The following is a 5727-nucleotide window of genomic DNA, read 5'->3' on the forward strand; positions in this document are numbered from 1 at the left end:
CGAAATATGTACGTTGGTATTACGCTGGGCTGGTGGGGTAAAACCAGAAGTAATAGTGCTGACGATCTACATAAATATGGTCGCTGGGTGGGTGATCGCTACAAGAACAATAATAATATTATCTGGCTCACGCTGGGCGAAGCGGGAGGGCACGCCCGAAAGGATACAATTCCAGACGAAAAGTTGAACGCTCTGGTGCGAGGTATCCGAGAGGGCGATACCGGAGATAAGTTGCTTACGGTACACGCTGACTTTAAACGCAGCACCAGCATCTCGGACGATACTGATCTGTGTGATTTTAACAACTGGCAAACTAGCCAATGGTGTTGCCTGGATGATTTGCCCCGCCAAGATGAACGTACCTGGACAGTATGGGAAGCCATTACGTTTGACTACAACCAACGATACGATGGTAAACCGAAGCCCACCTTAGACTCAGAAGCTTGGTACGAGAATAATAAAGACTTCTGCGGAGCAGGCCCGTTCAATATGCGGCGCCGGGCGTACTTTACTATTTTTGCTGGAGCGTTCGGCCACTCCTACGGCGCGGGAGGAATCTGGGATGGCTTAGTTGAAGCAGATAGCTGTAGTGGTACCGCATTGGCGGCCATCCACTATTCGGGAGCTCGCGATATAGGTTATGTTAGTAAGTTTCTGCATAAGCTAGGCGATGACTTCCTTAAGCTACGCCCCGCTCAAAGCATTGTTCTGGAGGGAAATTCGGATGATTACGACACCCACATTCAGGCCACCCGGGCTAGCGACAATAGCTTTGCCCTGATCTATTCGGCCAGCGATGCGGCTTATTCAATAGACGTATCTGAACTACCAAAACCTTCCCTCACGGCTATCTGGTACAACCCCCGAAGCAACGAATATCAAACGGAAAACAACTCTAAAGTGGCTAAGAACGAACAAGCATGTACGTTTGACCCTCCTGGTAATTCAGGAGCCGGAAACGATTGGGTATTAATCTTAGGAAGTAAGTCAGCTACCAATCATTTCTCAATTAATTAGAGAAGCTGCTTATTCATCTCGCAAGACAGTAGCCGGACTAGTGGAAGTGCTATGCCGGGTTTGTCAATCGGTGGCGGGATAAACAAAAGTAGTAGCGAATTACAAAACTCTGGAAGTCGTCACGAATCCGCTACTATCTATTTTGTTTGCTTTGGCTAAGGAGTTAAATAATTGTTGGGGTATCGCTCACTAATTTCCAGTCGCCTTCAGCATCTTTAATTAAGACCATTAAAGATACGAATGTAGCCTTAATCCCTTTCATAGTGACTTTAGCGCTGGCAGTTTCTCCGTTAATCACTACATCTTCAACCGTTACATCTCGCTCATCCCCACCAAACTCTTTAGACTTAATTTTTTCCAAGTATATCGATCTTGGTAGAATGCTCACTTCACTGCTGCCGAATAAGCGGTTCATGACCACCCGATAATTATCATCTAAGTAAGTAGCCAATTTTTCAGCATCATTTTCATCTCCAGCTTTTGCAAATGCTGACACTACTTTTTCAATGTCTCGTACTTCGCTCGTCTGAGCTTTTCCGGTTACTACTAAGAACGCCAAACAGGCCACGGTTAATAATACTAACTTTTCCATTCTTCTAATTTTTATTATGTTATTAAATAGTTTTTCTCTTATGATTGAGTGGTGCTTAAAAATATTCGGTCTCTTTCATGCGTCTTGATTTTAAAGTGTTATATCTACTGAAGTTCTCATCATAGAATGATGTTGAAAATCATCTTCCTGGCTGTAGGCGATAATCATGGTATAATTGAGTCCTTTCGCTAATTCTTGCTGATACTGATTGGCTGACTTCACTGGTAGTGAAAATTTCAGTGTTGAGCTATTTGCGCGTTCAACCCCTGCTATATCCGATACTTGCGCGCTTTCTCCCAGAGATTCAATCGGTTGGTAGTTTCCCGGACTCAGGGTATAGTGCTCTACTACGGCAGGTTTTCCTTTTACTATGTTTCCCATCAATAAGTAAGCCCCTTTCGTTCCTGAGTGGGTGTTAAATCCAATGGTGACCCACCCGGTGGTTGGTGCGCTCATTTCAAAGTGAATTCGGTCTTCGTGGAAGCGCCAACGAACCGTCATGTTGTTCTTGGTAATAGTATTACCGTTAAGTTCTTGCCCAGAGCACTGCAGGCTTGTCATCATCACTAAAAGGATTAAAATGGTGTTATACATGATCTATTTTTTGGTTCTCGCAATTATTTCTATTTCTACTAGCAGGTCTTCTCTAGCCAGGGTAGCAACTCCTATTAAGCTAGATGCTGGCTTATACAAATCAGGGTAGTACTTCTCAATAAGGTCACTTACTTTCGCTCGCTTCTCTTGGTCTAAATCCTTCACATAGATTCTGATCAAAATAATGTCGCTGAAAGCACTTCCGCCCTTTTCCAGAATTGCTCCGAGATTGTTGAAGGTTTGATTCAGCTGATCCTCGAAAGATTCAGTACCCGTTAATGAGTAATTTGTATCCCACCCTACCTGACCTGACGTGAATAGAAGGCCACTATAGATATTGGCCTGTGAAAAGCCTAAATGCTGCGTTTTATAAGCCTTTTCTGTCTCTACAGTTATTATATCCTGTTGACAACCTACATTCATAACTAGCGAAGAGAGGGTTATAATTATGGTATTAAGCTTCATGTTTAATTGCTTTATCAAAAGTTGATATATCAATCTTATGAGTAAAAAATATCAGCTCATATTTTGTCTTATCTTATCCAATAATCTGCCTAATTGAGCTAGTTCTTCTTCGGATATGCCATCAATACTTTTTTTCCGATGAGCTTCTACAATACTCATATGGTTTTGTACAAATGCACTTCCTTGCTTAGTTAAGGCGATATTATACATTCGCTTGTTACTAGGAACATCCTTTCGTCGTACTAATTCTTTTTTCTCTAATAGATTTATCGTTCGAGTAATTGAAGCCGGATCACGATAAGATTTATTTGCCAACTCCTTTTGAGATAGAGCAGAAGATTCCGATATAATTTTCAGAATTATCCATTGCTCGACCGTTATTCCCATTTGCTGCTTATCGAATTCTCGCTGAGAATAGTGCTTAGAAATTTTGCTAGTTAGATCCACTTGAAAGAGTATAACATCTTCAATTTTCTGCATTATAAAACTTTGATGAAGCAAATATAGAAATAAAAAATGATATATCAATAGTTGACATATCATTTTTATCTTATTTACTACTTGCTAAATAGATACTATTGCTCTATTCATCCCGTAAGACAGTGGCCGGGTTAGCGGAAGTGCTGCGACGCATCTGCCAACCGATTGTGGCGAGCAATAGTAGCCCGATAAAACTGATAGTCAGTAAATACCATAGCACCGAAATATCAATCCGGTAGGCAAAACCTTCTAGCCAACGAGAGATGGATAGGTAGCTAAGTGGTAGGGCAATAATTCCTCCGGTAAGTAGTAACCAAGCGTATTCTTGGCTAATCAGACGGATGAGCGAACCAAAGTTAGCCCCCAATACCCGGCGAATAGCTAGTTCGCGAGTACGGGTTTTTAGGGCGTAGGCTACCAGGCTAAACAATCCCAGAAAAGCGATCACAATAGCTAATCCGCTGAAGGTGGAAAGCAAGTGTAGTTGAACACGCTCTTGGGTATACAGCCGCTCAAATAGATCATCCAGAAAATGATAATCCATCGGGTAGGTAGGAAACAAGTCGTTCCAGATTGCGTGAATGTTTTCCAGCGTCTGCGGCAATCCGGCGGTTTCTACTTTCACCAGAAACGTATTAAGCCAAAGCGGTTCGTACACCATCACGGTTGGATCTACTTCGTTTTTCAGCGTTTCCTGATGAAAATCCTTTACTACTCCGGTCACCGGGCCGTAGGCATAGCGAAGGTCTCCTACCGCCCAACTAATATTTTGCCCCAAAGCTTCCTCGGGTGATGACCAGCCTAGTTGGCGCATAGCGGTTTCATTGATGAGGTAACGCGCCGGTCGCTTAAATATCCATTCAGCCATTGATTCACCCTCTTCTTGTTCAGAGAAGGCCGAAAGGGGAATCTGATTGAAGCGGTCTTCACCGGCTAACAAATCAATATCCATGAGTTCAGTAAATCCGGGGGATACCACCTGCATATCCATAATTGGGGCCTGCTCGGGATCGTCGTTTACTCCTTTCACCAGTACCGGGCCGGCATCCCTAATCTCGCTGGAAGGTACTTGCATACAGGCTGCCACCTGCTGTACTCCCGCTAAGGGAGCCACCCGGTCGCGAAAGGCTGAATAGCGCTTAGTGACTGAATTAGGCACCTCTGTGATTGCCAGAATCTGCTCGGTTTTCATCCCCAGATTTTTCTCCTGAATGTACTGAAATTGATCGTAGGCTACCAATGCACTGGCAACTAGTAACACCGATACTCCGAACTGCACCGCTACCATTGCCCGCTTCACGCTAAATTTGCCTTGCCGTCCGGAAAGCATAAATACTTTGCTGTATTTAATTGCTTCCAGGGCACGGAACGACCGAAGAATGATGGCCGGATACAGCCCGGCGAGCAACCCACTTACTACGGCGATTGCTACTAGCACTAGGGTGAACCAACCGATAGGAATTAGAAAATCAGCCCCGGTAAGCTGGCGAAAATAAGGAGAAAGTCCATAAGCTAGTAGACCGGCTAATACCATCGCTACAAGCGTATAACCCACTGACTCAACCCAGGCGTGACTCATGATATGCCGCTGGTTCGCTCCCATCACGATGCGAATGCCTACTTCCTGCGAGCGGCCCATCGCTAGGGCACTACTGAGGTTTACGTAGTTAATTAGCGCTACCAGTAGAATGAAGATTCCTACAAAGAAGAAAATTGTCACATACAGTTGATTCCCATTAGGTACGATCTCCCGGGCTAGGTTTGACTGTAAGTGGATTTCTGATAGTGGCTGAAAAACAAAAATTACCTGTGAAGCAATATTTTCGGGTTCGTATTTATTGACGAAATCGGTTATTTGGGCCTGTATGTTAGCTACATCCGACCCTTCGTGAAGTAGCGTATACACGTAAGCCCAACCCGCTCGCTCGTCCTGATCGCGGTATGATAGTAGCATCTCCACCGGCAAATGGGTGTTAGTGGGAGGGTCAGCCATCACCCCGGTTACTTTGTATAGCAGTTCTTCAGCATCCAGACTGCCCGATACGTACAGTTCCCGATCCAGCACATTGGAGCTGCCAAAGTACTGGCGGGCTAGGGTTTCAGTGAGTACTACCGAGCGGGGTTGCACTAGCGCCGTCTTCGCATCTCCTGCTATCAGCGGAAAATCAAATACCTGAAATACTTCTGGGTCAGTTACATAAGCGTGCTCGGGGCGGAACTTCTTATCTTCCACTCGGAGGTATTTTTGCTCGTGATTCTGGAAGCGAATCAGCGTTTCTATCTCGGGCACATCATTTGGTAGCTCATTTACGTAATCTGCCGGCACCCGCGCCCAGTGCACTCTGTACTCACCCTCCGACTGGTACTGATAGGTGGCCCGATAGATACGGTCGGTCTGCGTATGAAAGTTTTCAAAACTGGTTTCGTAGTGTAGGTAGATGGTAATGAGAATAAAGGCAGTGAAGCCAATGGCTAGACTAATGATGTTTAGCGTAGCATATAGCGCATTTTTTCTAAAATTTCGGAGACTGATCTTAATATAGTTTTTTAGCATAAGCCAGTGGCAAAGGGTGGACGGT

6 protein-coding genes are annotated in these 5727 nt (G+C 44.6%); 1 reads left to right on the forward strand and 5 read right to left on the reverse strand.

Going from position 1 to position 5727, the window contains the following annotated elements:
* Positions 1–1017, forward strand: a 1017-nt coding sequence (locus WBA23_RS24495; RefSeq protein ID WP_424584908.1) for a DUF4038 domain-containing protein, incomplete at its 5' end; no start/stop codon positions are given.
* 163 nt (positions 1018–1180) lie between these two features.
* On the opposite strand, the gene WBA23_RS24500 is transcribed toward WBA23_RS24495, so the two are convergent.
* From WBA23_RS24500 to WBA23_RS24520, 5 genes are all read right to left on the reverse strand, one after another.
* Positions 1181–1609, reverse strand: coding sequence for a nuclear transport factor 2 family protein (locus WBA23_RS24500; protein WP_424584909.1), 429 nt, complete (start codon positions 1607–1609; stop codon positions 1181–1183).
* A gap of 90 nt (positions 1610–1699) precedes the next feature.
* On the reverse strand, positions 1700–2173 hold the full coding sequence (locus WBA23_RS24505) for a DOMON domain-containing protein (protein ID WP_424584910.1): 474 nt from the start codon (positions 2171–2173) through the stop codon (positions 1700–1702).
* A 33-nt stretch (positions 2174–2206) separates the two neighbouring features.
* Complete coding sequence (locus tag WBA23_RS24510) at positions 2207–2668, reverse strand: RidA family protein (protein WP_424584911.1); 462 nt, start codon at positions 2666–2668, stop codon at positions 2207–2209.
* Between the two features lie 51 nt (positions 2669–2719).
* Positions 2720–3148, reverse strand: a complete 429-nt coding sequence (locus WBA23_RS24515; protein WP_424584912.1) for a MarR family winged helix-turn-helix transcriptional regulator — start codon at positions 3146–3148, stop codon at positions 2720–2722.
* A gap of 103 nt (positions 3149–3251) precedes the next feature.
* On the reverse strand, positions 3252–5727 hold a 2476-nt coding region (locus WBA23_RS24520), incomplete at its 5' end, for an FtsX-like permease family protein (protein ID WP_424584913.1).

Origin of the sequence: Tunicatimonas sp. (assembly GCF_049647865.1) — a bacterium.
In the GTDB taxonomy this organism is placed as follows: Bacteria; Bacteroidota; Bacteroidia; order Cytophagales; family Cyclobacteriaceae; genus Tunicatimonas.

What these genes read in the sequence shown, in the direction of transcription:
- WBA23_RS24505 (WP_424584910.1), bottom strand. Translation starts at nt 2,173, where the DNA reads ATGATGACAAGCCTGCAGTGCTCTGGGCAAGAACTTAACGGTAATACT.
- WBA23_RS24515 (WP_424584912.1), bottom strand. Translation starts at nt 3,148, where the DNA reads ATGCAGAAAATTGAAGATGTTATACTCTTTCAAGTGGATCTAACTAGC.
- WBA23_RS24500 (WP_424584909.1), bottom strand. Translation starts at nt 1,609, where the DNA reads ATGGAAAAGTTAGTATTATTAACCGTGGCCTGTTTGGCGTTCTTAGTA.
- WBA23_RS24510 (WP_424584911.1), bottom strand. Translation starts at nt 2,668, where the DNA reads ATGAAGCTTAATACCATAATTATAACCCTCTCTTCGCTAGTTATGAAT.